Origin of the sequence: Chryseobacterium scophthalmum (assembly GCF_900143185.1) — a bacterium.
GTDB lineage: Bacteria > Bacteroidota > Bacteroidia > Flavobacteriales > Weeksellaceae > Chryseobacterium > Chryseobacterium scophthalmum.
The window spans coordinates 243,016-269,619 of sequence record NZ_FSRQ01000004.1; the positions used below are offsets into that span (position 1 = coordinate 243,016).

The following is a 26,604-nucleotide window of genomic DNA, read 5'->3' on the forward strand; positions in this document are numbered from 1 at the left end:
TCACTGAAATTCGGAATTGCACTCACCGAAAATGGGGTTCAAATGCTTTACCATAAGGCGATTCGGTGCATCATTAAAAGTATTATAAAAGTAATTAAAAAGTCTTTTTTTATTTAAAAGGAAAATGTGGATAAAAAATTTGCTTTAAAAAAGAAAAAAATGAATTGCGAAGAAGCAAAAGAAAAAGTAAATATTAGAACAGTTTTGGAATCGTTCAATCTCTTTCCCGTGAAAGAAAACCGAAAAACGGCATTTTATTTTGCGCTCGACAGAGAGGAAAAAATCCCGAGTTTGTCTGTTGATTTTGTGAAAAATAAAGCTTTTGATTTCGGAACCGGGAAAAGTTATGATGTTATTTCAATTGTTCAGCAAATGAATCAATGTTCAGTTTCTGATGCTTTGAAGTACCTTGATAAATTTGACTTCTCAGTTCAAAATAATACTCAGATTGAAGAATCTGTCCAAATCAAAAATTATCAAATCATAAAAGTAAATGAAATTCAGCACCCAGCTTTAATCCAATATTTAAAATCCCGAAAAGTTTGTGAACAAAAAGATTTGGTAAAAGAAATTGAGTATATGTTGAATGGTAAGAAATATTTCGGAATTGGCTTTTTTAATAATTCCGGAGGCGTTGAAATCCGAAATAAATATTCAAAGATATGTTTGGGCAAAAAAGATGTGACTTTGATAAAAAATGATTTGAAGACTTCCAATGAAATTGTAGTTTTTGAAGGTTTTTTTGATTATCTGACTTTTAAAAATTTGGAAAGTGCAGAAAGTTCAATTTCAGATTGTTTGATTCTCAATTCTACGGCAATGCTTTTCAAAGTCGATAAAGAACTTAGAGCATATTATAAAACCTCACTTTTCCTAGATAATGATGATAATGGAATTACAATCAAACAGGTTATCCGGAAAAACTATAAAAATGTTGAAGATTGTTCTTTGTTGTACAAAGATTTTAAGGATTTAAACGAGTGGTTTTGTGCAACAAAGTAAAATGTAAAAATTCTGAAAATGATTTTAAAGAGAAATTTAATTTTAAAAATCATAAACTGGTTAAACCTTAAAAAAAACAGATTACCTAATGTTTAATTTTACATTTTTCCTACTATCAAAACCCTCTATTTAATCACTTCTAACTGATTTTTGGCTTTTTACTATTGCAAATGTAGGACAGCATCATTCACCTAAAAAAATATTTTTGGGTTTCTATAAAAATTCTTTCCACGAGTTCCAATAATTTTTTCAGACACTCCTGAATCCTTCGGACAAAAATATTTCGAGCCACAATCCTCCAAAGCTTTGGAGGATTGTGGTTTTATATGCCTGATACTTTCCTATGATCATCGGCAAAGAAAAAGACGGAACCTCAGTTATACGAATCAATTAAATCGCAGACGGTCTTTGACATCAACGGAAAAAACAACAAAATAAAACAACAAATAATTCTGCTTTTCCAATTGGATATAAGCAGAAAAAAAAACGAGTGTCCTCGAAACCAAATCAATCAAATCGAAAATTTTAACAAACTCGAAAATCAATTATTAACAATCAAAAATTAACATTATGAACATCGTAGGCAGAATTACAAAAAACGCAGAAATCAACACTTTAAAAAATGACAAACAGGTCGTGAATTTTTCACTAGCCATTAATGACAGATTTAAAACCAAACAAGGCGAACTAAGAGAACAGACCACTTATTATAACTGCTCCTATTGGCTAAGTGCCAACGTAGCTAAGATTTTAACGAAGGGAACATTAGTAGAGCTTACAGGCAGAGCAAGTGCGAGTGCGTGGATTGGAAAAGATGGAGAAATAAAATCGGGGTTGAATTTCCATACTTCTAACATCAAAGTACACGGAGGCGGAAAAAAGTCTGACACAGAAGAACAACCAGCTTCACAGCCACAGAAATCCAATGCTTTTGCGGAAGATACGGACGATGATTTACCATTCTAAAAGCATTCAAAATATGGAAGCACAATATAACTTTCAAATGAAGCCGAAAAGTGATAAGAATGATTGGGAAAAGGTGGAAATCTTTTCCCAATTCTATTGCGAGAGAACGACAGCAATACGGTATGCAAAAAGTCTTTCAAGAAAATTCAAATCAGAAATCCGCCTTACAGAGGGAAAAGAACCTTTCAAAACAAGCGGAACATACATTTACGAAAACAACAATTATACAACAAATATTATGGCAAATTGGTGCAACAATAAAGTAACATTCACAGGAAATCGAGAGGTTTTGGACAAAGTCTCGAATGTATTTCAAGAAATGATAGAAAAGGAAACTAAGGGAAATATTGGGCAACTGCCCGATTTTGTCAAGAGCAAAAACGGTTACTTCTGTGAAATTTATCGAAGTGAAACAGATGAATGTTCTTTCCATTATGAGACAAGATGGAGCCCAAATATCGAAGCATTATGGATTGTTGCAAATCATTACGATGTCGGATTTGTATTGGATTACGAAGAATCTGGCTGTATGGTTTTTGGCAAGACCATATGCGAAAACCAAATCTTACAGGATTATTTTCTCAATCAATGTGACTTTCAAGACTTCATCTACAATGTAGATACAGATTGTTACGAATTCGAAGGTGAAAATTACGATTACAAAGAGGAGATTATGAGAATCCTATTAGACAGGAAAATAAATAATAACAAACAAAAAATTGCATAAATGAAAACATCACTTCAACAAACAGAATATTTACTGATAAAATCAATGACCAACAGTGAATGGGATAATGGCGATTTTGCCATTATCCACATTACGGGAGAATGGAAAGAAATCCAAAAGAAAAGGCTCGAAGCCGTAAAGCCTTTGGAAAATGACTATGATTTAAAATGGCTGAATTATGCCGATACCAATGTAGAGTTTTTCAAATTTTCGGAAGAAAATTATCCCTAAGTTGAAGAATGGCTTTCGGAGAGAAGCAGGATTTTTATCGAATTGGAAAAAGAGGATTTGAAAAAATTTTTGCAACCCGAAAATAATCTGAATTGCTACCAAATGCAAGTCTATAAAAACGGAAATGCCATTTACAACGCTTTTGGAAAACAGACAGGCGAAGAATTTTGGACAGAAGAATTTTCATTATATCAATTAACTCAACAACAATGAGAGTAACAGACTTAAACGGTTGCAAGATTAAAGTAACCAATCTTGATGAAGCTATCCAAATTACAGCAGAGTAAGGAATATGAACATACAAACAAAGAATTTTCAGAATTAGATAAAAGACTGAGAAGGTTTTGGAAAGATATGTACGGAAAACTACTAAAATCAAAACAATATGAGCAATCTCGCAGACAAAACGGAGTATAAAGCATTGAACATTATTGCCAAAATGGTAAAACAATATGAAAAATTACACTATTTGGATATGACCAAAGAAGATGATTGGAATGCCACAAACGCAAGAAACCTATTACAGAGCATTATTCAAAATAATGAATATAAAATTAATTATAACAGAAATAGTAAAAAATCAATTTTAAAAACAAAATTATGCAAACCAATTTTTTCAGACAGATAGGCAAACTCAATCTTACAGGAGATTTGCAAATCACACTCCGACAAGGGGCAGAAAACAGTTTCGTTCTTTCCGTATTGCTCAACAATGAGCAATGCGGAGACGAGGCAAGGAAAACGATTCCGCCACTCAATTTAAGGGGGACAGCGGAAGAATTGGACAACGGATTTTTTGAAAGTATTTCGACACCATTGCAGACCGCATCGGGCTTAATGGTAGATATGGAAAGTTTTATGAAACAGGTCGAAGAAGCCAAGAAGAAATCGGCAATGGAAAAGGAGAAATCCGACAAGGAGAAAAAAGAAAAGGAAGGCAAAGATAAAAAGTACAAAGAAGCCTTGCAAAAAGCCGAAGAACTCGAAAAAGACGGCAAATACAAAGAAGCGTGGTCAGCTCTTCCAAAAGTATCGGAATTTCCCGATTATGCTGAAATCATCCGCAAAAAGCAGGATGAATATGAGAAACATTTTGCACCAAGCCTATTCTCTGAAACGACCAATGAAAATGTTGAATCTTAAAAATATTATAAATGTTACTTGCAACCCTATTAGACCGAGTTTTTATACTCAAAGATAACGGACAGGAAATACGTTTACCTGACCCTGAACCAAAATGGAGCGTAGAATCAGTAATGAACTTTTACGCCAACACGTACCCGATACTGACCACTTCAAAAATTTCAGCACCGAAAATCAAGGATGATGCTGTTGAATATCAATTTGAAAGTGTGATGGGAACAAAAGGATAATAAATAGTTGATGGTTTTTGGTTGACAGTTGATAGAATTACAATCTAAAAGCTAACAACCATCAACCATAAACTGACAAACAAAAATAAAATGAATGCAACGAAAAACCATATCGGGGACAATTCAACCTCCCGAAGAAAAAAAACAAAGGCAACTTCACTTACAATTGAGGGAATACGCACAATGGATGCATCAGATAAAAGACAGTTCGGAAGTTCAGAAAGACCAACGGAAATCCGTTCCAATCTCCCAACTTCCAATGCTTTTCTGAGAACCTGCTTTATGCCGAAATTAAAGGAGAATGAAATAACAATAACACAGGGCAAACGTAAGTCTGCTAAAACAGAAAGGGATTTTTATAAGTCCCTTTCTCAATTAGCAAAGCATTATGATATAACCCCAATGCCGACACAGCATTTTAATTATCCATACAATATCAGCCTTGCTTTGAGAGATATTGAAACGCAGTTGAAAACCAAGACTGAAAATTGGCAGAGTGTTAGGCTGATAGAAAAAGGGAGTAAGACTTGCTTTGCAATAGAAGAAAGATGCAACACAGGGGCAACCTTGTTTTATGTTCCCGTCGTACCGCTTTATCAATTGCTCCGCAATAAGGTACACAGAAAAGCAGCTTGCTTACTATTGTCCGTATGCACTTATCTGTATAGAAATGTAGATATTCCATATTACAGACAGGAAGATTCTTATCTCTATTGGAATTACGAAATGCTTACTGATTGGATAGAGCAGGACGAAGAAATAGAAGATAACCACATCTGCAAAAAAGAACTTCAACGGGCGGAAATCAACGGAGATATGATGGGACAAAAAATTTCCAATGCTAAGAATCTTCTTTTTTTTGAGCAACGCTTGAAACGTTTTATACCGAAAAACAGGTTTGATAAAGAATGCCTTCAATTGGCAGAAAAAACCTTTAAACTTTATTGTGATTACCCTAATGAAAGCATTTTCAGAAATGCCCACTATAATAATGCAAACAAGCCCTCAGAAATGGAGGGAGATGACAATTATAATGAGGAAACTGTTATCGCAATGGATAAATATATTTCCTTTTTTGCCGAGAGTGACGGATTGATTTATGATAATCTAACGAGTATGGTCAATAATGAGTTCAACGAATATGCTGAAACACAGCAACCAATGATTTTTAAAACCTTTGACGGAAGTGATATATTGGATAAAAACCTTGATTTTGAAAATCAGTTGTTTAAGGTCTTAAACGAATTGTGCCGATTGCTCAACTAATCTGTGCATACACGGCGCAAATAATTCAATTATAAAAACAAGCTATGAGAAATACAGCCAATACAATTAAGAACGAAGAAACCGACATAACCAATAATTTTGGAACACTTTACTATCCTAAATCAGCACTGGTCTTTTATGAGACAGAAGATTATAATCGCGATGGTTATGTTGAACATTTTGATATTGACCCTAATGGAAACCCTGTCAATGCCCACCCTTTGACTGTAAGGGAGGCACAACGACTCTCCAAATCTTTAAATATTCAAAATAAGAAAGAAAAAGATTTTCTAAGACCAAGTGGTATTATTTCTGAAACTGTACTATTTATAGATACATCGGAAAATGGAAAAGTGGTCTGGTACACAAAAGCACAGGAACGACAGTTACTATTTACCGAAAAGCTTTCCATTCCAAATGGTTTAGCGAATGTGCCACCTTTGCTATGGTGTGCCAATAAGCAGGGAATGAAAATATTCGCATTGGAGACAGACCAACGCCCCAATACAGATACACCACTATTTCACGCTCCGTTCTTTAATGTTTACGAAAGCGGAAGTGTTTGTATGGGAACGGTCGACGTAAACATTAAAAGTTCCGCATCACTCGAAGAGTTTACTAAGAAATGGGAAAACTATTTTTTCAATTCTTATTTCAGCCATTTGGTCAACAGCCATAATCCGATTAAAGGAAACTTGGTAATCCTTTGGAAAAGCCTTATTGATTCAAAAGAGCCGTTTCCGACAGATATTCTAATCAATTCAAATCTAACTTTAAAAAATCTACTCTAATGATACAATCTGAAAAAACAAAAGTCCATTTTACCGATGATAGCCTTTTAAATCCTACCAATCCTGTAATGGTAAACCTCATAGGTGCAGGTGGTACAGGTTCTAAAGTATTGACCGCCTTGATCGAAATGAACCATTCATTGATTGAATTGGGACACGCAGGATTACAGGTGCGGTTGTGGGATGATGATATTGTCACAGAAGCGAATCAAGGCAGACAGCGTTTTGCAGAATGTGAAGTAGGATTACCAAAGGCAGTTGCACTGATAAATCGGGCAAACCGATGGTCTGGAACGAATTGGAAAGCCGAAGTCAGAAAGTTTGAAAGAGATTCTTTAGGAAGAATCCAAGAGAATATGCAGTCCGCAATTTATATGTCGTGTGTTGATAATGTCAAATCACGATTTGAAATTGCTGATATTCTGAATGAATTGAAAGAGGGTAGGAGATTATACAGAAACCAGGCTAAATATTGGATGGATTTTGGCAACAACCGATATTCTGGACAGGTTTTGCTTTCTACAGTTGAGAATATAAAACAACCTGATTCCGAAAAATATCAAACAACGTCGAATCTTCCTTATGTGACGGAAGAATTTGGAGAACTGCTTTTGCAGTCTGAAACGCAAGATGATACACCAAGTTGCAGTTTAGCAGAAGCATTAGAAAAGCAGGATTTGTTTATTAATTCTACATTAGCACAAATGGGATGTTCTCTATTGTGGAACTTGTTTCGCAACGGACTGACTGAAAACAGAGGTTTTTTCCTTAATCTAAAAAATTTCCATTCTCAACTGATAAAAATATAAAAAACCGCCTGACCAAAAGTTGGGCGGCAAAAATGCAATTCCTCCCTGCGGTCGGAAACGTATTTTTGCGGAAAGCGGAACAACCCCATTTCTAAAACAATTCCGGACTTTGGCTTTGGTTTGTTTTAGAAAAAAGGTTGTAAGTATTAACTGACTATAGAAAACTCGTTGTGCATAGTTTCAATTAAGCATTAAAATAGTTAGTTGAAACTATGCACTTTCAGTGCAAGAATTTCAGTTTCTATAAATTTTTTATTCGACACAGATGCACAGATAATAAAATGAATTTTTTAATATTTTATTATCTGTGCATCTGTGGAGTTTTTTAAACGAATTTCATTCGTTGTTCAAATCTATGGACTGAAAGTCCATAGTGGTTTAGTTATTTACAACAAGCATTTCCCTCTTGAATAGGTGGGCACTTTACTGTACCGTAACTACAAAACACGCAACAATCTCCCTTTATAGGTTTTAGAGTTGTTTTGCAACTCTCACACTGATAGAAAAATTGACAAGCATCAGTTGGCATTTCTTCGGATTTCTTATGTCCGCAGGTTGGACAAGTTATTTCGGATATTAAAATGATGTCCATTATGAAATAATTTTGCTTTTTAGTGATTTGTAACCAGTAGAGTTGATAGCTTTTTCGATTTGCTCGATGCTGGTTTGTTTGTTGTCGAACTTTACAATTGCGTTGCCTTTTTCGTAAGAAACAATAACTTCAACAATGCCTTTTAGTTTGCTAATTTCTGTCTTTACATGATGTTCACATCCTGAACAAGTCATTCCTTTAATAGTAAATTCAACTTTCTGAATTTTAGAAGTCGAAGTAACAATTGCCGTGATTTTTGTCTTCGGAACAAAGATGTGAGCATAACTCGGAAATGATAGAAGTAAAACTGATATTACGGTAATACTTCCTAACAATGATTTCGTTTGCATAAAATTTTGTTTTTGATTTGTTTCACAATTACAGTCAATTTGTTGTTGAGGTTTCAGTTTTTGATACCAAGCAAAGCCAAGAACTAAAACAGTCATACCAATAAAATAAGGTCGAAAAGGTTCGAGCCACGAAAAGGTAGAAGCAATTCCGCTTGAACCCGCAACTATAGCCAAAATTGGCGTAATACAGCACAAGGACGAAGCAATTGCTGTCAAAAGTCCTGCACCGATTAATTTTTTTTCTGTTTTCATATTGCTTCCAAAATTTTGTTTTCGTTAAGGATTTTGAAAAAAGGTTTGAGCATTTTTTCATACTCTTTTGCCAACGAATAGAAAATAGTTTGCGCTTGTCTTTCCGTTTCAATGAGTTTTCTGTCTTTGAGTTTTCGCAAGTGCTGAGAAACTGCCGAAATGGTCATACTGAGAATATCGCTTAGGTCGCAAACACAAAGTTTCTTTTCTTCATAAAGAAGAAAAAGTATTTTCAGTCTTACATTGTTACCCGCTAACTCAAGTCCGCTGGATAAATAATCAACTGTCCCTTTGATTTCACTAATCCGGTCTTTGCAACGCATTATCTGCTTAACGTCCGCCTGCTGCCTTATACAAGAAAGATTATCCATAAGTACAAAGATAAGCAGATTGTTTATTTAAGCAAATACTAAAATACAAAAACATCTTTTTATACATTTTCATAAAAGGATAAAAGATTTCCGTATAAGTCTAATGCTGCAAATTCTCTTGTGCCATAATAGGTACTTTCTATCTCTGTTTTTTCATTGTGAAGCACCTCTTTTTCTTTTAGCTCTTTATACAGCTCTTCAACTCCTTTTACTTCAATTCTGCAACTGTGTGTTCCTGCTAAAAAGCTTTCTGCCCCACTACTAATCGGTTTTAGAAATAGAAAAATGCTTTTCCATTTCCAACTATAATTGCAGGAAGCCCACAAATGCAGTTCTATGTTGCCCCGAACCAAAATTGCAAAAGTGTCTTCCTTGTGCCGACAATCAAAACCAAATTTGTCTTTGTAAAATTGAACTGCTTTGTCAATTTCCCTGACAGGAAATGCGGGTGTTGCCTTTATCAGTTCTATCATTGTCATGTGCAATTTTAAATTGTAATATTGTGGTAAATAGTTGAGACAGCTCAAACGGATTGAAAAAACGTTTTCGGTTTCCTGGCTTAGCTGTTTATCCTTTGTTTTAATAATTTAAAGATAACCCAATACCCCAGCCCATATCGCTATCATAATGTGTACGAATACCCACATTTTTATTGATAATATATTTTAGCTCTGTCATATATTCCATATCGGTGTTGACCATAAAACCAGCCCTCAATCTCTTTGTGATGGGAATATCTTCACGCATTAAAGAAAGACGTACAATTCCATCGTGATATACCTCTGCCTGAAAGTTTACTAACATTGGTAATGTGTACATAAAGCCCAAGCTAATAGCTCTACGTGTATCTTTTTCATTTTTCTGTCCGAATAAATTGGTTTCGTGTTCATCCATACCCATTTTACGATACCTCCAATCAAAACCTATAAACGGCATAAACCATTGCATTTTTCCAATGTACCTTCCTAAATGTGTTTCTACTTCATAACCGTGCATATCGTTATAGCCTAATCGCCATTCTGTCCCTAAACTCCATCTTGAATTCTGAAGCATCGCATCACCATCATTTCCATTGCTAGCAAAATCATTCTGAGCCATTAAGTGTGGCATATTGCTTTCTCTTTGCAACATATTATATGCTTGTTTTTTGTTAGGTAAATTCGGATTTTGATAATCGTCAACTGCAAATACCCTGTTCATTCCTGACATCATATGATAAAGGATATGACAGTGGAAAAACCAATCTCCTTCTTCGTTTGCTAAAAACTCAATGGTATCAGTTTCCATTGGCATTATATCTATAACATTTTTTAGTGGTGATTTTTCGCCTTTGCCATTGATTACCCTGAAATCAAAACCGTGCAAGTGCATTGGATGGCGCATCATTGAGTTATTATGAATGGTAATTCGTAGAATTTCTCCTTTTTTCACAGGTATTTTATCAACTTCTGAAAGTATTTTATTATCCATACTCCACACATAACGGTTCATATTTCCGGTAAGGGTAAATTTCAATTCTTTTACTGGCGCATCTTTAGGAAGTTCCGTATTGGAAGGAGATTGTAGCATTGCATAATTCAGCGTTTTGATTTCTCCCAAAGCATTTGCATTGTAACGGTTGGGATCATTTTCCATATTCATATTGTGTTGACTATGGTCTTCTTTTGGTTTTGCCTCTCCAGTAATTTCAGGATACATTACCACGTTCATATCCATTTGGTTCAGGCTCATTTTCATTCCCATATCGTCCAAATCTCCATTCATCTTCATCATATCGTTCATCATCTTCATCCCTTCAAAATATTTTAATTTAGGAAGTGGTGATATTAATTGTTTGATGCCATTGCCCACAAAATAACTTGCGGATTGTGTTCTGTCTTCAGTAGTAGCTAGAAACTGATAAGCAACACCATCTTCAGGAATTGTTACTACAATATCGTAAGTTTCAGAAACCGCAATGATTAATCTATCTACTTCCACAGGTTCTACATCATTACCGTCATTTGCAACTACGGTAATTTTACCGCCTGCATACCGCAACCAAAAATAGGACGAAGCACCACCGTTTGAAACTCGCAATCGTACTTTATCGCCCGCTTTTAGCGTTTTGCCGTCCACCTTTTTTAAATCGGTCGTATGGTTTCCATTGATTAAAATTTTGTCATAATACACATCGCTTACATCCATTGCCAACATCCGTTTCCATTCGTTGGTTAGTTTTGTTTTGAAATGTCCTTCTCTAATAGCTTCTGCATAAGACTGTGTTGCATTTTTTTTAATAGCTGCCCAATCGTTGGCATTATGCAGCATCCTGTTGATGTTGTCGGGATTAAGATTTGTCCACTCGCTTAAAATGATGGGTACAGTCGGCAAATCGTCAATTCCTTTTCTAAAGGTTTTATCATCATCCTTTTTCTTCATTATAAAACTGCCATACATCCCAATTTGCTCCTGCAAACCAGAATGTGAGTGATACCAATGCGTTCCGTGTTGGATAATTGGGAAGCGATAGGTATAGGTTGTGCCTGCCTTAATAGGTTTTTGTGTAAGCCAGGGCACACCATCTTCTTTGTTGGGCAGGAACACTCCGTGCCAATGCAATGAGGTACTTTCTTTTAATTGGTTATGTACAACGATTTCGGCTGTATCGCCTTCGGTAAAAGTGAGCGTTGGCATTGGTATTTGACCATTTACGGAAATGGCTCTTTTTTCTTTGCCTGCGTAGTTTACAAGCGTATCTTTTACATACAACTCGTAACGAACTACTTTTTGTGCAAAGAGAGATTGCGAACATAACAGTATAAAAACTGCTTGCAGCAACCTGATCGTAACATTTTTAGGTATATTCATTTTGATATTTTTTTTCTTGAAACTTAATCCTGCTCTTTTAGCCAATTGGTTAAAACTTTGATTTGCTCATCATTCAGTTTTGTGTTTTTATGCATCATTGTATATGATGCTAAGGGCATTTGTTTAGTTTCGATTTGTTCTTTAATTGAGTTTAATAATCTGTCCTGCTTCCTATTTGAGTATGTACCCCATTCGTTGAAATTCAAATCCTCTTTTGCGTTTTTTATGTGGTTTTCTACTAATGCTCTCATAGGTTGCACATAGTCGTACCAAACATAATTAGTATTGTTACTATGACAATCGTAGCAAGAGGTTTGAAGCATCGCTTTTACTTCAACAGGCATTTTATACGCTTGGGTAAAATCGGTTGTGTAAACCTGCCCTTTATCTACATTAAGGGCAGGCTGATAAAATTGAATAGCAATAAAAATAAACAGCACTATTGTCAACATTATCTTTAATACTCTCTTCATTTTTAGAACTCTTTTTTTACAGAGCCACAGGTAAGCATCTTGCTGCCATAATAAGGATTTTTGATAGTCTTAGCTTCGTTAATCCAAACCGCACCTTTACCATCATTGTACATTGGGCAGTAGTCCTGATATAATTTTTGGGTAGTTCCAAATAATGTGATAAGGTCAGAAACGTCTTTACTTAGCGATGCTAAATGCTCTCTCTGGTGGTCTATTTTACCAGCATTGTCACTAATATGCTCTGCATTTTCTTTGGCATTTTCCGCTATTTCCATATATTCTTTATGTTTATTCGCTGGGATAGCGTTCATATCCACATTTTTTAAGGTAGTAAACAATTGCTTTCCTGCATTAGCCGCTGCTTTGTCATTATCTGCAACAAGTGCATTTTTTAAAGCCAAATAATCCTTAATTATAGGTGCGACAGTAAACTTTTGAGCTTGCTTCACATCGGACTTTTCTGCCTCTTGAGAAGATGTATCCGTTGAAGTAACAGTTGCTACCGTATCATTGTGTGTAGGTGATTGTAACTCCGGAGTTGCAGCAATTGTTGTGCTATCATTAGCTTGCTGGTCGCTATTTTTATTTGAAGATTGATTGCAGGAAATTGTTACCGCTGCAACTGTTACTAATGTAATGATTGAGAAAATTATATTTTTCATTTTATTTATTTTTGATATTATTGAAGAAATTTGTCTTATTTATTTGTTTTCAAATTCATTTAGCTTACGCTTCATAAATTCGATTTCTTGTGCCTGTGTTTCCAGTATGTTTTTTTGTAACTGTATCAATTCGGGGTCGGTAAGCTTAGCTTTTTCAGACATCAATACTGCTGCTGCGTGATGCGGTATCATACCTTTTACAAACTCTTTATTTCCCACAAATAATTGCTCCCGAATACCAAACCAAGAAAAGATACCAATCGCAAGGGAAACCGTTATGATTGCCCAGTTGATTTTTTTGCTTTCATACATTCCTTTCATTATCAATAGTTCTATAATCAACATTGCAGAAACCATCAGCAAAGTCATATACAAATTATTGATGTTCAGGATAAGGTTCTGTAAGCCGTCAATCATAGCATACATAATGAAGTACATAGCTATGAACATAGCAACAGCCATTACAGCAAAGCGTTTGTACATTGCTAAAGAGTGATTAGTATTATGCTTTTCATTCTTATGGTTATGTTGCATTTCGTGTTGGTTTTCCATACTTTCCATAACAATAGCGTTTTATTTGTTATTAATAGTTTCCTGTACGCTACCGCAAGTAAGCATTTTGGAGCCGTAATACGGGTTTTTAATTGCTTCTTCTTTGCTTAGCCAATTTGCTCCTTTACCATTATTGTACATTGGGCAATGTTGATAATAAACAGGTGTTTCTTGTTTTGAAACTTTGGCTAATTCGTACATATTATTAGCCAGTAAAGCGAAAATTTCTCTTTGTTTGGTAACATCTTTTGCTATAGCAATTTTTTCTGCATTAGCAGTTAAATCTTTCATTACTTTCATCCAAACGGTATGTTCTTCGTTGGAAAGTTTTGTCATTTCTACTGCTTTAATGGCTTTTACCAATTCGGTAGCTTTTGCGGAAGAAGTACCTGCATCAGTTTTTACCAACGCATCTTTCACTGAAAAATAGTTATTGAAAACGGCTTTTAATTGCGGTACATTTTGTGTTTCAGTGGTATTTTTTTGAGCCATATCGCTTTGGTTATGGTTGGCGTGTTCATTTTTCATATCCATACCTGCATCTCTGGTTTTTGCAACTGGTTTTAGTTCCCTTTTATACTGGCAACAGTCGGATAATTTTGCATATACATCATCTGGAGCCAAAAATTTCTCACTGTCATAACCTGCTAAGGCAATGCGTTTCAATATTTCGTCCTGATTTGTTTTTTTACCATCATAGTTGAGTGTAGCAATCTTGGTATCTTTATTCCAATCTACCGTGGCTACATTTTTTAAATTTCCTGCTTTTTCGATGGTTGTTTTACACATTTCGCAGTTGCCATATATTTTTACAGTTTCTGTTTTTGCATTTTTGATTTGTGCAAAACTGTTTACGGCTGATAGTAATACGATGATTACCATCAATATTTTTGATATTGATTTCATTTTTATTTTTTTTAATTTAATAAGATATACGAAGAGTTTGCGAAAACTGGATTCAGCTTTCGACAAGGCACACGTATGGCTAACAAGCCATCGTTTTAGCTTATTTTAGGTGGTTGCCAAATGGAAGAGTAGCCTGAAGAATAGTAGGCTTCTTTGAAACCGAATTTTTGCTTTTTAATTTCAGCAAAAGGGTTAGCTGTTTTTAAATCTATTGGTATTGGTAAGCTTACAGAAGATGAAGAAGTGCTACATCCACATGAACTGTGCTTACAATTGCCGTCGCAGTCGTGACCATTTTTGCATTTTTTACAGGACTTGTCCTTGCAACTGCTTTTATGTTCTGCTTTTGCAGATTGATCTTTTGAGCAGGACTTTTGCTCTGTCTTAGTTGTTTTTTTTGCACAAGCATAGCTTATGCTTGGCATTAGGAAAAAGCCCAAACATAGTAAGATGACAAAGCTGATATGTTTACTCAAATTTTTCAACACTACAAAATTATGAAATTATTTCTTTTAATTGCTATATTTTGCACTTTCGTGAACTGCAAACACAGAATTATAGATAAAATATCTAAATCACTAGTCTGCATAGTCCTTTTTATGCTTATTAAAATAAATATACAGTTAATTACCTAAAGTGTTTGTTATAAGTTAAATAACTAAACAGGTTATTAGGATAAGGAAATTATCTTTGTTTAATGGTTCTATCTTAAAACCTGCTTTCTGTACAGTTTCAATTACCTGTTCTTGTGTAATTCCTTCTGATTTTACGGTAAGCACCTTGTCTTTAGTTGTATCTACTTCCCAATGGCATATTATACCATGGTATTATCCAAATGAGGTTTTACAGATGCTACACATCCACCACAGTTAATATTTGTTTTGAATCGTAAGTCTTGATTATTCTTTTCCATTTTGTTTATTGAATAATTCATTTAAAGTTTAAAACTGCGTAATCGCAATGCATTTACGATTACCGATACAGAACTTAAAGACATTGCTAAAGCTGCAATCATTGGAGATAATAAAATTCCGAAAAACGGATATAAAATACCTGCTGCAATTGGAACACCAAGCACATTGTAGAAAAAGGCAAAGAATAAATTTTGCTTGATGTTTTTCATAACAGCATGGCTCAAATTTTTTGCTTTAACGATACCTAATAAATCGCCTTTTACTAAAGTTATTTTGGCACTTTCTATGGCTACATCAGTTCCAGTTCCCATAGCTATTCCGATATTGGCTTGTGCTAATGCCGGAGCATCATTTATACCATCACCAGCCATAGCTACAATTTTCCCTTCTGCTTGTAAACGTTTAATTTCGTTGAGTTTATCTTCGGGTAAGCATCCTGCTTTATAGGAAGATAAACCTAATTCATCCGCTACTGCTTTGGCTGTATTAACATTGTCGCCAGTAAGCATAATTACTTCTACACCTTGGAGCATTAGTTCTTTTATCGCTGCTGCACTCGAAGTTTTTATCGCATCGGTAATTGAAACAAAACCAACTGTAACATCATCAACAGCAATGTAAGAAACCGTTTTACCAAGTTTTTGTTCTGCAATAATTTTGGTTTCTAAATCGTTAGAAATAGTTGCCTTAACCTGTTCCATTAGTTTTTTATTGCCTAATGCTACTTTTCTATTGGTAACCGTTCCTGTAACTCCTTTTCCTGTAACATTTTCAAAATCTTTGACTCCAATTAATGAAATAGATTTTGTTTTGGCATAATTGACTACTGCTTGTGCCAATGGATGTTCACTGTATTGGTTTAAGGAAGCTATATTTTGCAATAAATCATCCTCGTTATTAGTTGATGCGTAAATTTTTTCTACAGAAGGTTTTCCCTCAGTTAGCGTTCCTGTTTTATCTGTTATTAAAACATCCACCTTATTCATATTTTCTAAGGCTTCGGCATTTTTAATTAATACTCCAGATTGTGCTCCTTTGCCCACACCCACCATCACAGACATCGGCGTGGCTAAACCTAAAGCACAAGGACAAGCTATGATTAAAACTGCAATGGCATTTATAAATCCATAAACCTTCGCTGGTTCTGGACCAAATAGTGCCCAAACAAAAAAGGTAATTACTGAAATGATTACTACAATGGGTACAAAATATTTAGAAATACTATCGGCTAATTTTTGAATGGGTGCTCTTGAACGAGAAGCATCGTTAACCATTTGTACAATTTGAGAAAGTAATGTTTCAGAACCTACTTTTTCGGCCATCATTACAAATGATTTGTTCCCGTTGATTGTTCCCGAAATTACATTATCGTCTTTCTTTTTGTCAACGGGAATTGGTTCTCCTGTAATCATTGCTTCATCAATACTGCTTTCACCATCGGTTATTTTTCCGTCAACTGGAATTTTATCTCCTGGTTTTACGCGTAATAAATCACCTTTCTTAATATCATGAATGGAAATCACTTTATCGCCCCCTTCACCAATCAAAGTAGCTTCGGTTGGTGCTAATTGTAATAACGCTTTTATAGCTCCACTGGTTTGGCTATGTGCTCTTGCTTCTAACAATTGTCCCAACAAGACCAGTGTAATGATTACTGTTGCTGCTTCAAAATAAAGATGAATGGTTCCGTGTTCGGTTTTAAATTCTTCCGGAAAGATATTCGGAATCAGCATTCCTACAATACTAAACAAAAATGCAACTCCAGTTCCTATTCCGATAAGGGTAAACATATTTAGATTCCAAGTGATTATGGATTTCCAAGCTCGTACAAAAAACATCCAACCAGCATAGAAAACAACAGGAATTGAAAACAGAAATTGCACCCAGTTCCACATGTTGCTGTCCATTATTTGAAATAACGGATTGTTATGTACCATTTCCATCATGGCAATAATAAAAATTGGCACCGTAAAGAGGGTTGCAATTTTCATTTTTTTAAGCAAATCCAGATAGGTTTTTTTTTCTTCGGAATCGCTTGGTTCCATGGGTACTAAATCCATTCCGCATATAGGACATGAACCCGGACTATCTTGAATAACTTCGGGATGCATTGGGCAGGTGTACATCGTTTTCTTTACATTCAATTCTGCTTCTTTTACCAAATGCATTCCACAAACAGGGCAATCGCCAGCTTTATCATAAGTTTTATCGCCTTCACAATGCATTGGACAATAGTATTTGCCTTTTATATTGCTAGTCACTTCGATTGTTTTTTTATCATCGTGAGAATGAGCAGAGCAGCAGGATTTTGCCACTGGTTCATTTGTCGTGGTATGTTGTGGGCTTTTGTTATTGCTCATTTCTATGGTATATTTTCCAACAGCGGTTAATGCTTTTTGCAATTGTGTAGTTGGAATGTGTTTATCCATTGTCAGGGTAGCTGAGTTTTCATCTTTTGAAACTTCAACATTTGTCACATTTTCAACCTTTAATAAAGCTGATTTCACCTTTGCTTCGCAACCTCCACAGGTCATACCTGTTACTTGATATTTGTGTACCATTTTGTATGAGTTTTATGATACAAAGTTCCGTATTGTTTCCATTTTTTCGTTGTGGAATTTTGGGAATGATTTGTAAGATTTACTTAGACCTTATCCAAAGGTTTTCTTTTATCCTCTCGTATTCGCTTGAAATAACTTGGGGTAAGTCCTGTTACCTTTTTGAATTGGTTGCTTAAATAGGCTACACTTGAGTAATTTAAACGGAAAGCAATTTCACTCAAAGATAGTTCATCATATACCAATAATTCTTTTACCTTCTCTATTTTTTGGGCAATAAAATATTTTTCGATAGTAGTGCCTTCAATTTCTGAAAATAAATTAGAGAGATAATTATAGTCGTGGTGTATCTTGCTATTTAAAACATCCGACAAATTGTATTTTGTTTCGCCATCCTGATGATGAACGAGGTCAATAATAATATTTTTTATTTTTTCTATAATTCGGCTTTTTTTATCATCTATTAATTCAAAACCTAATACAGTCAGTGCTTGCACTAAATTGGTTTTAACGTTTTCAGCTAATTCTTTATCCAAGGTAACTTCTCCCAGCTTTATATTTTTCACAGTCAATCCAAGCTTCTCCAATTCATTCTGCACTACCATAATACAACGGTTGCAAACCATATTTTTTATAAAGAGTGTTGTCATATATTTTGTGCTTTATTTGAAATTAGCTTAAAATAAGCTCTATAAAATTACAATTAATATTTTCTTGTAATTGTAGAACAGTTGTCAATTGATGTATTTATCCACTGCGTTGTCCAATTCTTCATTTTTAATATTGCTTAAATTTATATCTGCCAAATGGAAAACTGGTCAAGTAGTTTGCTGACTTTCTTTATATCATTTCTTTATTCAAAGCATCAATGAGCATTTTGGTCATAATATTTCTTCTTTAGCCACAAACTTGCACGTACCAATAATATCAGTACAGGAACTTCCACCAATGGGCCGATAACGCCCACAAATGCCTGTGGCGAATGAATACCGAAAACCGATATTGCTACGGCTATTGCCAATTCAAAATTGTTTCCTGTGGCTGTAAATGCGATGGATGCGTTTTTATCGTAAGGAACTTTAAGAGATTTATTGATAAAGAAGCTCACGAAAAACATAAGTATAAAATAGATGATTAACGGTATTGCTACTTTTACTACATCCATTGGCAACTCTACTATTTTATCGCCTTTCAGACTGAACATCAATACTATAGTAAACAGTAAAGCATACAATGTAATGGGCGATATTTTGGGTACAAATTTCCGGTTATACCATTCTATACCTTTTGATTTTACAAGGATGTATCGGCTTAAAAAACCTGCCAAGAAAGGAATACCTAAATATATCAATACGCTTTCGGTAACATCTTTCATTGATACGCTTACATTGAAATTGGCTAATACTAATTTTGCAGGTAATACGTTGATGAATAACCATACTAAAAAACTGTAAGTAAATATCTGGAAGATACTGTTTAATGCAACTAACATAGCTGTATATTCTCTGTTTGCTTTAGCTAAATCACTCCAAACGATTACCATTGCGATACATCTTGCCAAACCTATCAGTATCAAACCTGTCATATAATCGGGTTCATTCCTTAAAAATAAAACGGCTAACCCGAACATTAGCACTGTACCGATAACCCAATTCAGCAATAAGGATATACCAATTACTTTTTTATCCTTAAACGCCATAGGCAATAATGAATAATCAACCTTTGCTAATGGCGGATACATCATCAATATTAAACCTATTGCCAACGGAATATTTGTAGTGCCTACGGATAGCGCATTTGTAATTTTTGAAATACCGGGAAAAATATATCCCAATCCTATACCTACTGCCATTGCAAGGAATATCCATAAGGTAAGGTATCTGTCTAAGAATTTTAGTTTTGGTTGCATCGGCTACATTTTAATCATTGAAAAAACATAGAACATTTCCGTTGCTATCTGTAAACTTCTATCAGCATAGACCTTTGATTGTTCCGGTGTATTGTCTGAAATTTTAGGGTCTTCAAATGTGATAGGTATTCTCTTTTCTGCTCCTGCAATAAAAGGGCATCCGCCGTCTGCCTGTGAACAGGTCATAATAGCTGCAAACGCTGATACAGGATTGAAAGGGCTATCATATTTTTTGGAGAAACCAACAATCGGCAAAGAATTATCACTATACTTTATGGCATATACAGGATTGTCGGTATCTGCTATTTTGAAAATACTTAATCCCTGATGTGTCAATGCTTCTGCCACTTTCGGGAATAATGCCGTTTCTTCTGTACCACCCGAATAACAATGTACCTTTGGGATAACATAGTGTGCTGCTGCTACCTGTGCCCAAACCTGCGATAAATGGCTTCTTCGGGAATTGTGGGTACAAATGAAGTTGATACTTATTTCCTGACTATTGTTTACTTTTTGCTGTACAAAATCTATCAGTGGTCGTAATATATTTTTGCGTTCTTCACTGATGTTTTGAAAAGTAGTAACATTGTTTATTGTTTCAACTAAATTCTTATACATTTTGATTGATTTAAAGGGTTTAACAACATCCTGAATTAGGTGTGCAGGAAGCATTATTCAACGCTGATAATTTTATTTTTTGCTTTTCGACAGGAATACCGCAAGCATCCTGAGCAAGACAAGCTGTTGTTTTACTTTTCAGTACGAATGTTTTTCCGTTGAAATCCAAATCATATTTCCCGATAGTATCAATTTGATATTCTACTTCAATTTCGGCATCTTCCATACCTAATTTTTCTTCGGATAGTTTGATGATATTTAATAGTTTGGTTGGCTTCAATCTATGTTCGTAATCGTCAGCATTCCATAATTGGAAATTGACAACTTTTTCATTGCGGATTACACCACCACAATCAATAAAAATTTTATTGATTTGCCCAACTTCGGTAACGTGGAAATGTTCGGGAACAAACGTTCCGTTCTCTAATTGAAATTCAACATGCTCTAATGTTGGTAAGATTTCTTTGATTTTTGATAGTTTCATAATTTCATTATTTAATTGTTATATTGCATTATTACGATTGATTTGGTTAAAATAAATGCTTAGCAACATTTATCAATACCTATATCGTCAACAAAGAAAGTATTGAGTTCCTTCTTAATCTGCTGCCAGACATTTTCATCAATGCAGTAGCATACACTGGTTCCCTCTATATTTCCTTTGATAATACCAATGTTTTTTAGTTCTTTCAAATGCTGCGAAATGGTAGCTTGTGCCAATCCCAATTCCTCTACCAAGTCATTACAAATACAGGCATTTTGTTTAATGATATATTGCAGGATAGCTATGCGTGCAGGATGAGCCAATGCCTTTAGCGAAGTTGCTAAACGGTTCTGCTGTTCCGTGTATATTTCAGTTTTTGTAACTCCCATTTTTATCAAAAATTATACATCGCAATATTACGATTAATATTTTAACTACCAAAATTGTTTAAAAAAATATTTAGTGAAGTTTACCCCTGTTGCACCAAATGTTGCAAATTCGGATCATTTTTTTTATCCGCTCTTTTTCATTTTCAATAATATTTACAATGTTTATTTTTATCTGGCGGTAATTCAGTAAAGATATCCTGTTGTTGATTTCCGGGCAATGATGGCGGTTGCTTTTAGGGTTGGTTTTGTTGGATGTCCTTTCAAAGCCACTTCGCTTTTTTGCAAAACGCAATTCCAAAGTCTAAAGTCCTACGTTTTTCCGAACAAAAAAGCTTTGAGGGGATGTCAGGTTCTCTTCCCTTTTTTAATTTGACGGAATGTATTGTGAACTCTGCTGTAGCTTTCCCTGCAAACTGTATAAAAAGGATTATACTAGTCATCAACCTGCATAAAATAAATACAGCTTTAAATTCATACCTGTGTAAATAAGATACAGATCATCATCATAAAATAGAATCATGCCGATCATCAAACCTGCGTAATACACATACAGCTGGAGTTCATACCTGCGTAAATCATATACAGGTCACCTGCTTAAGATAAGTACAGGTCAAAATCCTTACGATTTGATCTACAATACGATAGATAAATTATCACTTTGAAAGGATTTATTATTTACTTTCGTATGCTCAGACTTCACTTCCACACATTTCCAATAAAAACAATAAAAGAATCAAAACTGCTGATTATCAATACTATTAATCGTTTTTCAGAACTCCGAAAAATAAGCGGCTTTTTTTGAGCAAGATGTGTCTTTGTACCCACAAATTTTTGCAAATTTTCGAGTACAAAGACGATCTTGCCTTTTCTGCAAAAAGGAGAAAAAACGGCGGAACTTGTTTTTTTATGTTAGGTGAAATTTAAGTTAAGATTCCAAACTAATCCAATTTATTCTTTTTTAATCTTTATAGATTTTAGACTCATCCAGAGTATTCTTAATTAGCCCAACTCCCATCAAAACTATTGTTTTAGAGGTTTTTATGATACAACTTTGCCGTAGAAATTTTATCAAAAATGAAAAAATCATTTAACCTTTTAATATTTGTTTTTGCAATTATCGTTAAAGCTCAGGTTGGAGTTAATACGCAGACACCCGCAGCAACTTTGGATATTGTCGGCAAACCAGATCTGCCCAATCACTTTGATGGCATAATTCCCCCAAGAATTACAGGTGATCAACTTGCAAATAAAACTTATTCAGTATTGCAAAAAGGTGCCATTGTTTACGTGACTCAACCTGCATCAAATCTTTTGGGTCAAGTCATTCATATTGTTAAAGAAGGGTACTACTATTTCAATGGTATGTTTTGGAATCAGATGTTTAAGGAGCCTACTTATTACGATGCTCTTATTGTATTGGACGAAACACTTTCTGCAAATACTATTTCTGAACAATCCTCGTGGAACACATACCTTCCTTTTCCTACAAATCCTCGTCAGCATACATTATCTACAAAAATATATAGATTAGGAACATCAGGTCTAGGAATAACTGGGCAAATCGATGCGCGGCGAATAGGAACAATTGGCTATTTAGATGTCAGTATAATTTGTTCAACACCTATCACTTCAAGCTACGTAATACTGAATCTTTCAAAACCATTACGGGATTTAGGTTTTATGTCGGATGGCAGTGTGGGTTCACTGAGCAATATTTTAGTAAGTGGGAACTCAAATGGAATTAGTTCAGGAGTAGAGCAGGGCATTATTTCATTAACGAACGTTGATTTCAATCTACTTCTTTGGAAAAATCAAATCGAAAAATTTACCGGTACCATAAAGGGCATGACCACTTTTCCGATTAATTATCTGAATGTAATTGAATGATAAATAAGACGGATATTAAGAAGAAACATTACATTAAAATAAGGATTTCCATCATCCAAAAAGAAAAGTGGAAAAAAGCCTGTTCAGAAAAAAAAATCTCTTTAACAAGTCTAATTGTTAATTCTGTTGAAAATAGGCTTATGGACAACGAGAGAAGAAAAGTATTAGCGTTCATAGAAAAGCAGGATAACATATTCGGAAAGATTGAAAACAATATCAATCAGGTAGCAAAAATAGCAAATAGTCAAAAGTTTATCAGCGAAAATGAAATCAGAAAATTTTCGAATAAGTTATCAGAGATCATAATTCTGAAGAAAGAACAGAACGAAATGTTTACAAAAATCTACGCAATGCTATCAAGATGATTGTTAAGATTATGGATCCGGCAGGTCCCAGTTTTCCAGGAGTTCATTATAACGATAAGAAAATTGACAAAGGAACCGGAGAATTAATGCTGATGAAAAATTTTCCTTCCTTCATTAACGAATCAAGCAGCAAGGAGGAAGTAAGAAACTATTTGAGAGCTATTTCGATTGGAAACAAAAAAGTATTAAAGCCTCAATTTCATGCGATGATCTCTACGAAATTTCAAGGACATTCGAAAGAAGAGCTAACTAAGATCGCTGAGAATTTTATGGATGAAATGAAATATGGAGGACAGCCTTTCATTGTAGTTTTTCATAGTGACACCGATAATAATCACGCTCATATAGTTACTACAAGAGTCGATAAACAGACAGGGAAAAAGATCAATGATAGTTATGAAAGGCTTAAAGCCCAAAAAGCTTTAAGCGTTACAATTGAAAAATTGTATGGTCAGAAACCGGAAGAAGAACTTGGCAAACTGTTGAACTATAAAATAAGTTCGCTCAATCAGTTGGAAACTTTACTCAGCAGAAATGGTTATAAGATAGGCAAAAACACAGATGATATAAATTCTTTTAACATTTTAAAAAACGGAGTAATACAGCAAACACTTTCAGGAAATCAGATTGTTTTTGATAACAGTAAAAATGATAAAAGGGCAAAGCAGATCAAAGCCATATTAAGCAAATACAAACAATTGTATTCCACCAAGGTTTTCAAGGTGGAAGATGACAGAAAAAAGGAGTCAATGCTCCCAAAAGAAAAATTACGAGAAAATAATTTAAAAATAAAAATCAGTTTTGAAAGTGAACTCCAAAAGAAGCTGAAAGATGTTTTCGGGATCGATGTGGTTTTCCATCATAAAGAAGATAAAAATCCTTTTGGCTACACCGTGATCGACCATAAAACAGGAAAAGTCTATAAAGGAAGTGATCTACTGAAAATGAATGAAGTGTTTGAATTTACTTCTGACAAGCTAGATAAGAAGACTTTTGAAATCCTGAAAGATTATAATATTCCGAACCAGGAATCAAAAAAAATATTGCTTGAATTTTTAAATAAAAAATATCCGGAAATAGAGATCAAGGGCTTTATGCTTTTTGAAAACCGAGGAAAGAAAGATTTGGAAACCTATCGAAAAGTTCAGTTTGAAGTCAAAAGTTTCATTAAAAATCAAAAAAACACAAATGATGAAAAAAAGGATATTTCCATAACCAGGGCTGAAGACGGAAAGCTGTATGCGGTTCATACTCGGTTCCATTATATCGGAGAGCTCCAATCATTAATTGGGGAAAAGGAGTATCAAAAATTTCTGAATCCGACAGGCGTAAATGAAGTGCAGGCAGAAAACCGGACTGAAAATAATGAGAAAACAAAATTAAACAAAGCAGTTGATGAACTGCTGTTTGAGTTGATGAAAAGTTCAGGAACTGCAAAAGACCCTGTCGAAAATGAGCTCAAAAAAAGACGAAAAAAAAGACGATAAAATGATGGTTGTCGGCTGATATAAAAATCATCTTCGGTCCAACAACAATCAGTTAGAAACATAAACTAAATCCAATGATCATAACATTTGCTACACAAAAAGGAGGAACCGGAAAAACAACTTTAGCCATCGCTTTTGCCAATTACATTTCGGCAATTTCGGAAAGGAAAATCAATGTTTTTGATTTTGATTATCAGAAATCATTTTACTACAAATGGAAAGATGATGAATTATCGGAAAGTCCGAAATTGTATGAAGTGGAAATTATTGGCGATGATGACCAACAGCCATTTTCAGACTTTGAGACCCTCATTAATTTAAAAGATAGCGATGACATCAACCTTTTTGACTTGGCAGGAACACTCGATGCAAAATATAGCGATCTGCTCATTTACAGTGATTTTATCGTGATCCCGTTTGAGTATTCAGATGTTTCTGTCAAGTCCACATTGGTCTTTATCAATATGCTGGGACTATTGGAAAGTGAGGCTGAAAGAGTATTTATCCGTTCCAAGTATGATAAAGGCTACAAGTATCTGAATCAGGAAGGAATGGACATTGAGCTGAAAAAATTCGGATTGCTACTGGAAAATCCTGTATTCAAAAAAAACTGTCTACAAAAGATTGATACCAGAAAGCTGACCTACGAACAAAAATATGGGGTAAGAAAATCTTTCGATGAATTGATAGAATATATTAATCAAACATTGAAGATCACCCTTTGAAATAAAAAATATACCTAAGTATTAATCTCTATAACCTCAGTAAAAATGATAAAAATCTCGCTTTGCATCTTGGCTGTTTATCTGACGTATTACGCCGGAAATATTTTATACGATCTGTTTCTGAAAAAAGAAAAAGAAATCTATAAAGAAGAGACGGAGGAATTTTCATTGTCCGAAATTTCTGAACAGTACGAAGATCTTACTGCAACTATAGGGATTGAAGATGTAGAAAATCTCAACACTCCCAAGTCCTTTAATAAAAATGCAATCCATTCTGATATCACTGAAGGAAACGAAGAACGACAAGATCTGGAGTATTTGAGGGAAATATTTGAATCTGAACAAGATCTGGATGAACCGGGCATTGCACTAAAAAAAGATTCCACGGAAATCGAAAACCAATCACATCCTGAAAAAGCTGAAACAATCGAAGTAGATTTTGACCAGACGGAAAAAATATCAGCCGAAAAGGAAAATCAGAAACCTAACGAAGTGATTCGCGAAAACCCAATCACAGTTAGTGCAGACCAGGAAACTTCCAGAATAAAAGAATGGAAGGCGATGCTTAATCTTTCTGAAACCCTGGTTCAAATGGTTGTGAACTACGACGGATACAAAGTTTATCAATCCACGATGTAGTTAGCCAACTTAAACAAAATCTAACGTACTGAATATTAGACTTAACAGCGGATTTACATTCGTTGTCCGGGACTTCCATGCCCAAAATTTAACACTCAAATGATTATTAACCCTTTATAAAATTTTTGAATTATGATGAAAAATTATTTCACAAAAAACGTGACAACAAAAAAAGTTTTAACCCTAGCCTTGGCACTTATGGCGATAACTCCCGCATTTGCCCAAGGTGGAGCAACGGCAATCTCGAATGCAGCAAGTGATATCACTGATTATTGGGATCCGGTCAAGCTGATCTTGAAAGCAGTAGGAGGATTGGTCGGTTTTATCGGAGGTCTCCGAGTGTATAACAAATGGACCAATGGTGATCAGGATGTCAACAAAGAGATCCTTGGTTATGGAGGAGCAATGATTTTCTTGATTGTCGTTCCTGAATTCGTAACAGCATTCTTTGCCTAA

The 26,604-nt window shown here is 34.7% G+C and carries 34 protein-coding genes; 18 read left to right on the forward strand and 16 right to left on the reverse strand.

The genetic code is table 11. From position 1 onward, the window contains the following. Window positions 1-159 precede the first annotated feature (159 nt). The 12 genes from BUR17_RS17795 (at window position 160) to BUR17_RS17845 (ending at window position 7,165) form a co-directional block, all read left to right on the forward strand. Entirely contained in the window at window positions 160-1,002 is an 843-nt protein-coding gene (locus tag BUR17_RS17795) for a toprim domain-containing protein (RefSeq protein WP_074231924.1), read from the forward strand. Between the two features lie 570 nt (window positions 1,003-1,572). Continuing rightward, window positions 1,573-1,968 carry a single-stranded DNA-binding protein gene (locus tag BUR17_RS17800; protein ID WP_028122590.1) on the forward strand — a complete coding sequence of 132 codons (396 nt, stop codon included), beginning with the start codon at window positions 1,573-1,575 and terminating at the stop codon, window positions 1,966-1,968. A gap of 13 nt (window positions 1,969-1,981) precedes the next feature. After that, the gene (locus tag BUR17_RS20795; RefSeq protein WP_159437613.1) at window positions 1,982-2,695 is read left to right on the forward strand and encodes a DUF1281 family ferredoxin-like fold protein; all 714 of its coding nucleotides are present in this window, start codon (window positions 1,982-1,984) and stop codon (window positions 2,693-2,695) included. Then, window positions 2,696-2,926, forward strand: a complete 231-nt coding sequence (locus BUR17_RS20600; protein ID WP_051889993.1) for a hypothetical protein — start codon at window positions 2,696-2,698, stop codon at window positions 2,924-2,926. Between the two features lie 57 nt (window positions 2,927-2,983). Then, the gene (locus BUR17_RS20800) at window positions 2,984-3,139 is read left to right on the forward strand and encodes a hypothetical protein (protein WP_159437614.1); all 156 of its coding nucleotides are present in this window, start codon (window positions 2,984-2,986) and stop codon (window positions 3,137-3,139) included. A 45-nt stretch (window positions 3,140-3,184) separates the two neighbouring features. After that, window positions 3,185-3,343 (forward strand): hypothetical protein, encoded by a 159-nt coding sequence (locus tag BUR17_RS17815; protein WP_228418836.1) that lies wholly within the window; start codon window positions 3,185-3,187, stop codon window positions 3,341-3,343. After that, on the forward strand, window positions 3,312-3,554 hold the full coding sequence (locus BUR17_RS17820; RefSeq protein ID WP_028122591.1) for a hypothetical protein: 243 nt from the start codon (window positions 3,312-3,314) through the stop codon (window positions 3,552-3,554). Before BUR17_RS17815 ends, BUR17_RS17820 begins: the two co-directional genes overlap by 32 nt. Continuing rightward, window positions 3,527-4,069 (forward strand): PRTRC system protein E, encoded by a 543-nt coding sequence (locus tag BUR17_RS17825; RefSeq protein ID WP_028122592.1) that lies wholly within the window; start codon window positions 3,527-3,529, stop codon window positions 4,067-4,069. Before BUR17_RS17820 ends, BUR17_RS17825 begins: the two co-directional genes overlap by 28 nt. A gap of 11 nt (window positions 4,070-4,080) precedes the next feature. Beyond that, a complete protein-coding gene (locus tag BUR17_RS17830; RefSeq protein ID WP_027379053.1) occupies window positions 4,081-4,299 on the forward strand; it encodes a PRTRC system protein C in 219 nt (72 codons plus the stop codon). A 90-nt stretch (window positions 4,300-4,389) separates the two neighbouring features. After that, the gene (locus tag BUR17_RS17835; protein ID WP_034741379.1) at window positions 4,390-5,565 is read left to right on the forward strand and encodes a hypothetical protein; all 1,176 of its coding nucleotides are present in this window, start codon (window positions 4,390-4,392) and stop codon (window positions 5,563-5,565) included. Window positions 5,566-5,609: 44 nt separating this feature from the next. Continuing rightward, a complete protein-coding gene (locus tag BUR17_RS17840; RefSeq protein ID WP_051259640.1) occupies window positions 5,610-6,356 on the forward strand; it encodes a PRTRC system protein B in 747 nt (248 codons plus the stop codon). A 2-nt stretch (window positions 6,357-6,358) separates the two neighbouring features. Further along, a complete protein-coding gene (locus BUR17_RS17845) occupies window positions 6,359-7,165 on the forward strand; it encodes a PRTRC system ThiF family protein (RefSeq protein WP_028122595.1) in 807 nt (268 codons plus the stop codon). Between the two features lie 382 nt (window positions 7,166-7,547). Here the strand turns inward: BUR17_RS17845 and BUR17_RS21090 are convergent, their stop codons facing one another. The 16 genes from BUR17_RS21090 to BUR17_RS17930 form a co-directional block, all read right to left on the reverse strand. After that, entirely contained in the window at window positions 7,548-7,757 is a 210-nt protein-coding gene (locus tag BUR17_RS21090) for a GDCCVxC domain-containing (seleno)protein (RefSeq protein WP_072410579.1), read from the reverse strand. Then, window positions 7,757-8,359: a mercuric transport protein MerTP gene (merTP, locus tag BUR17_RS17855; RefSeq protein WP_028122596.1), complete on the reverse strand. Its 603-nt coding sequence runs from the start codon at window positions 8,357-8,359 to the stop codon at window positions 7,757-7,759. The genes BUR17_RS21090 and merTP overlap by 1 nt, the downstream gene beginning before the upstream one ends. Continuing rightward, the gene (locus tag BUR17_RS17860) at window positions 8,356-8,730 is read right to left on the reverse strand and encodes an ArsR/SmtB family transcription factor (RefSeq protein ID WP_027381139.1); all 375 of its coding nucleotides are present in this window, start codon (window positions 8,728-8,730) and stop codon (window positions 8,356-8,358) included. The genes merTP and BUR17_RS17860 overlap by 4 nt, the downstream gene beginning before the upstream one ends. Window positions 8,731-8,789: 59 nt before the next feature. Beyond that, window positions 8,790-9,203: a bleomycin resistance protein gene (locus tag BUR17_RS17865; RefSeq protein WP_198417452.1), complete on the reverse strand. Its 414-nt coding sequence runs from the start codon at window positions 9,201-9,203 to the stop codon at window positions 8,790-8,792. A gap of 106 nt (window positions 9,204-9,309) precedes the next feature. After that, window positions 9,310-11,580 (reverse strand): multicopper oxidase family protein, encoded by a 2,271-nt coding sequence (locus tag BUR17_RS17870; RefSeq protein ID WP_034742681.1) that lies wholly within the window; start codon window positions 11,578-11,580, stop codon window positions 9,310-9,312. A 23-nt stretch (window positions 11,581-11,603) separates the two neighbouring features. Beyond that, the gene (locus tag BUR17_RS17875; protein WP_034741374.1) at window positions 11,604-12,053 is read right to left on the reverse strand and encodes a heme-binding domain-containing protein; all 450 of its coding nucleotides are present in this window, start codon (window positions 12,051-12,053) and stop codon (window positions 11,604-11,606) included. 2 nt (window positions 12,054-12,055) lie between these two features. Further along, the gene (locus BUR17_RS17880; RefSeq protein ID WP_034741371.1) at window positions 12,056-12,715 is read right to left on the reverse strand and encodes a DUF3347 domain-containing protein; all 660 of its coding nucleotides are present in this window, start codon (window positions 12,713-12,715) and stop codon (window positions 12,056-12,058) included. Between the two features lie 39 nt (window positions 12,716-12,754). Continuing rightward, entirely contained in the window at window positions 12,755-13,249 is a 495-nt protein-coding gene (locus BUR17_RS17885) for a DUF305 domain-containing protein (RefSeq protein ID WP_228418839.1), read from the reverse strand. A gap of 39 nt (window positions 13,250-13,288) precedes the next feature. After that, window positions 13,289-14,173, reverse strand: a complete 885-nt coding sequence (locus BUR17_RS17890) for a DUF3347 domain-containing protein (protein ID WP_034741366.1) — start codon at window positions 14,171-14,173, stop codon at window positions 13,289-13,291. Between the two features lie 95 nt (window positions 14,174-14,268). Then, on the reverse strand, window positions 14,269-14,649 hold the full coding sequence (locus tag BUR17_RS20905) for a hypothetical protein (RefSeq protein ID WP_159437615.1): 381 nt from the start codon (window positions 14,647-14,649) through the stop codon (window positions 14,269-14,271). Window positions 14,650-15,107: 458 nt separating this feature from the next. Next, window positions 15,108-17,648: a heavy metal translocating P-type ATPase gene (locus tag BUR17_RS17905; RefSeq protein ID WP_034741361.1), complete on the reverse strand. Its 2,541-nt coding sequence runs from the start codon at window positions 17,646-17,648 to the stop codon at window positions 15,108-15,110. A gap of 83 nt (window positions 17,649-17,731) precedes the next feature. Beyond that, a complete protein-coding gene (locus tag BUR17_RS17910; protein WP_028122606.1) occupies window positions 17,732-18,295 on the reverse strand; it encodes a helix-turn-helix domain-containing protein in 564 nt (187 codons plus the stop codon). A gap of 215 nt (window positions 18,296-18,510) precedes the next feature. Further along, entirely contained in the window at window positions 18,511-19,554 is a 1,044-nt protein-coding gene (gene arsB, locus BUR17_RS17915) for an ACR3 family arsenite efflux transporter (RefSeq protein WP_034741357.1), read from the reverse strand. Between the two features lie 3 nt (window positions 19,555-19,557). Then, a complete protein-coding gene (locus tag BUR17_RS17920; RefSeq protein ID WP_034741354.1) occupies window positions 19,558-20,172 on the reverse strand; it encodes an arsenate-mycothiol transferase ArsC in 615 nt (204 codons plus the stop codon). 19 nt (window positions 20,173-20,191) lie between these two features. Then, window positions 20,192-20,656, reverse strand: coding sequence for a DUF6428 family protein (locus BUR17_RS17925; protein ID WP_028122608.1), 465 nt, complete (start codon window positions 20,654-20,656; stop codon window positions 20,192-20,194). A 59-nt stretch (window positions 20,657-20,715) separates the two neighbouring features. After that, the gene (locus BUR17_RS17930; protein WP_028122609.1) at window positions 20,716-21,045 is read right to left on the reverse strand and encodes an ArsR/SmtB family transcription factor; all 330 of its coding nucleotides are present in this window, start codon (window positions 21,043-21,045) and stop codon (window positions 20,716-20,718) included. A gap of 1,074 nt (window positions 21,046-22,119) precedes the next feature. Between BUR17_RS17930 and BUR17_RS17940 the strand changes: the two genes are divergently transcribed. The 6 genes from BUR17_RS17940 (at window position 22,120) to BUR17_RS17965 (ending at window position 26,604) form a co-directional block, all read left to right on the forward strand. Beyond that, window positions 22,120-22,932, forward strand: coding sequence for a hypothetical protein (locus BUR17_RS17940; RefSeq protein ID WP_074231890.1), 813 nt, complete (start codon window positions 22,120-22,122; stop codon window positions 22,930-22,932). Between the two features lie 140 nt (window positions 22,933-23,072). Then, the gene (locus BUR17_RS21100; protein WP_228418842.1) at window positions 23,073-23,297 is read left to right on the forward strand and encodes a hypothetical protein; all 225 of its coding nucleotides are present in this window, start codon (window positions 23,073-23,075) and stop codon (window positions 23,295-23,297) included. Next, a complete protein-coding gene (locus BUR17_RS17950) occupies window positions 23,294-24,784 on the forward strand; it encodes a relaxase/mobilization nuclease domain-containing protein (RefSeq protein WP_074231891.1) in 1,491 nt (496 codons plus the stop codon). Before BUR17_RS21100 ends, BUR17_RS17950 begins: the two co-directional genes overlap by 4 nt. Before the next feature lie 74 nt (window positions 24,785-24,858). Beyond that, window positions 24,859-25,509, forward strand: coding sequence for a ParA family protein (locus tag BUR17_RS17955; protein WP_034741346.1), 651 nt, complete (start codon window positions 24,859-24,861; stop codon window positions 25,507-25,509). A 45-nt stretch (window positions 25,510-25,554) separates the two neighbouring features. Then, complete coding sequence (locus BUR17_RS17960) at window positions 25,555-26,148, forward strand: hypothetical protein (RefSeq protein ID WP_123891965.1); 594 nt, start codon at window positions 25,555-25,557, stop codon at window positions 26,146-26,148. A gap of 135 nt (window positions 26,149-26,283) precedes the next feature. Next, window positions 26,284-26,604: a DUF4134 domain-containing protein gene (locus tag BUR17_RS17965; RefSeq protein ID WP_378086794.1), complete on the forward strand. Its 321-nt coding sequence runs from the start codon at window positions 26,284-26,286 to the stop codon at window positions 26,602-26,604.

Excerpts from the sequence above, each read along its gene's own strand:
- BUR17_RS17795 (WP_074231924.1), top strand. The coding sequence starts at position 160 with ATGAATTGCGAAGAAGCAAAAGAAAAAGTAAATATTAGAACAGTTTTG.
- BUR17_RS17800 (WP_028122590.1), top strand. The coding sequence starts at position 1,573 with ATGAACATCGTAGGCAGAATTACAAAAAACGCAGAAATCAACACTTTA.
- BUR17_RS20795 (WP_159437613.1), top strand. The coding sequence starts at position 1,982 with ATGGAAGCACAATATAACTTTCAAATGAAGCCGAAAAGTGATAAGAAT.
- BUR17_RS20600 (WP_051889993.1), top strand. The coding sequence starts at position 2,696 with ATGAAAACATCACTTCAACAAACAGAATATTTACTGATAAAATCAATG.
- BUR17_RS17815 (WP_228418836.1), top strand. The coding sequence starts at position 3,185 with ATGAAGCTATCCAAATTACAGCAGAGTAAGGAATATGAACATACAAAC.
- BUR17_RS17820 (WP_028122591.1), top strand. The coding sequence starts at position 3,312 with ATGAGCAATCTCGCAGACAAAACGGAGTATAAAGCATTGAACATTATT.
- BUR17_RS17825 (WP_028122592.1), top strand. The coding sequence starts at position 3,527 with ATGCAAACCAATTTTTTCAGACAGATAGGCAAACTCAATCTTACAGGA.
- BUR17_RS17830 (WP_027379053.1), top strand. The coding sequence starts at position 4,081 with ATGTTACTTGCAACCCTATTAGACCGAGTTTTTATACTCAAAGATAAC.
- BUR17_RS17835 (WP_034741379.1), top strand. The coding sequence starts at position 4,390 with ATGAATGCAACGAAAAACCATATCGGGGACAATTCAACCTCCCGAAGA.
- BUR17_RS17840 (WP_051259640.1), top strand. The coding sequence starts at position 5,610 with ATGAGAAATACAGCCAATACAATTAAGAACGAAGAAACCGACATAACC.
- BUR17_RS21090 (WP_072410579.1), bottom strand. The coding sequence starts at position 7,757 with ATGGACATCATTTTAATATCCGAAATAACTTGTCCAACCTGCGGACAT.
- merTP (WP_028122596.1), bottom strand. The coding sequence starts at position 8,359 with ATGAAAACAGAAAAAAAATTAATCGGTGCAGGACTTTTGACAGCAATT.
- BUR17_RS17860 (WP_027381139.1), bottom strand. The coding sequence starts at position 8,730 with ATGGATAATCTTTCTTGTATAAGGCAGCAGGCGGACGTTAAGCAGATA.
- BUR17_RS17865 (WP_198417452.1), bottom strand. The coding sequence starts at position 9,203 with ATGATAGAACTGATAAAGGCAACACCCGCATTTCCTGTCAGGGAAATT.
- BUR17_RS17870 (WP_034742681.1), bottom strand. The coding sequence starts at position 11,580 with ATGAATATACCTAAAAATGTTACGATCAGGTTGCTGCAAGCAGTTTTT.
- BUR17_RS17875 (WP_034741374.1), bottom strand. The coding sequence starts at position 12,053 with ATGAAGAGAGTATTAAAGATAATGTTGACAATAGTGCTGTTTATTTTT.
- BUR17_RS17880 (WP_034741371.1), bottom strand. The coding sequence starts at position 12,715 with ATGAAAAATATAATTTTCTCAATCATTACATTAGTAACAGTTGCAGCG.
- BUR17_RS17885 (WP_228418839.1), bottom strand. The coding sequence starts at position 13,249 with ATGCAACATAACCATAAGAATGAAAAGCATAATACTAATCACTCTTTA.
- BUR17_RS17890 (WP_034741366.1), bottom strand. The coding sequence starts at position 14,173 with ATGAAATCAATATCAAAAATATTGATGGTAATCATCGTATTACTATCA.
- BUR17_RS17905 (WP_034741361.1), bottom strand. The coding sequence starts at position 17,648 with ATGGTACACAAATATCAAGTAACAGGTATGACCTGTGGAGGTTGCGAA.
- BUR17_RS17910 (WP_028122606.1), bottom strand. The coding sequence starts at position 18,295 with ATGACAACACTCTTTATAAAAAATATGGTTTGCAACCGTTGTATTATG.
- arsB (WP_034741357.1), bottom strand. The coding sequence starts at position 19,554 with ATGCAACCAAAACTAAAATTCTTAGACAGATACCTTACCTTATGGATA.
- BUR17_RS17920 (WP_034741354.1), bottom strand. The coding sequence starts at position 20,172 with ATGTATAAGAATTTAGTTGAAACAATAAACAATGTTACTACTTTTCAA.
- BUR17_RS17925 (WP_028122608.1), bottom strand. The coding sequence starts at position 20,656 with ATGAAACTATCAAAAATCAAAGAAATCTTACCAACATTAGAGCATGTT.
- BUR17_RS17930 (WP_028122609.1), bottom strand. The coding sequence starts at position 21,045 with ATGGGAGTTACAAAAACTGAAATATACACGGAACAGCAGAACCGTTTA.
- BUR17_RS17940 (WP_074231890.1), top strand. The coding sequence starts at position 22,120 with ATGAAAAAATCATTTAACCTTTTAATATTTGTTTTTGCAATTATCGTT.
- BUR17_RS21100 (WP_228418842.1), top strand. The coding sequence starts at position 23,073 with ATGGACAACGAGAGAAGAAAAGTATTAGCGTTCATAGAAAAGCAGGAT.
- BUR17_RS17950 (WP_074231891.1), top strand. The coding sequence starts at position 23,294 with ATGATTGTTAAGATTATGGATCCGGCAGGTCCCAGTTTTCCAGGAGTT.
- BUR17_RS17955 (WP_034741346.1), top strand. The coding sequence starts at position 24,859 with ATGATCATAACATTTGCTACACAAAAAGGAGGAACCGGAAAAACAACT.
- BUR17_RS17960 (WP_123891965.1), top strand. The coding sequence starts at position 25,555 with ATGATAAAAATCTCGCTTTGCATCTTGGCTGTTTATCTGACGTATTAC.
- BUR17_RS17965 (WP_378086794.1), top strand. The coding sequence starts at position 26,284 with ATGAAAAATTATTTCACAAAAAACGTGACAACAAAAAAAGTTTTAACC.